A 405-nucleotide genomic window follows, 5' to 3' on the forward strand; every position below is an offset into this window, starting at 1 on the left:
CTCTATCTTTCTTCCCTTCCATCCGCTTCTCTATCTTTCCTTCTTCAATGCCGCCTGTTTTTCCTCGTTCTCCCCTTTCTCTTATACTCATCTGACTCTGCCGACGTCTCTCCTCTCTTTTTTTTTTTTTKTTTTTTTCTTTTTTTTTTTTCTTTCTTTCTCCTCTTTTTTTTCCTTCTTACCTTTCTGTCTCCTTTCTCTTTTTCTCTTCTTTCTCTTCCTTCTACTCTCCTCTTTTTTTTTTTTTTTTTTTTTTTCTTTTTTTTTTTTTTTTTTTTTTCCAAGCAAAAGACGACATCCGATACCGCTCATTTCTTCTCGTGGCCTGGGAGATGTGTATAAGAGACGCCCCCTCCCCCCCCCCGCCGATAGCGAAACTACGACGCTGGATGCGCTCGCTTAGTA

General features: G+C 39.9%; 1 protein-coding gene. It reads right to left on the bottom strand.

What is annotated here, in order from left to right:
* Nucleotides 1-87: 87 nt before the first annotated feature.
* Entirely contained in the window at nucleotides 88-312 is a 225-nt protein-coding gene (locus ACQ4LH_RS21885) for a hypothetical protein (RefSeq protein WP_430699015.1), read from the bottom strand.
* Nucleotides 313-405 lie beyond the last annotated feature (93 nt).

The sequence above is a fragment of the Pseudomonas peli genome, from assembly GCF_050563605.1.
In the GTDB taxonomy this organism is placed as follows: Bacteria; Pseudomonadota; Gammaproteobacteria; order Pseudomonadales; family Pseudomonadaceae; genus Aquipseudomonas; species Aquipseudomonas peli_A.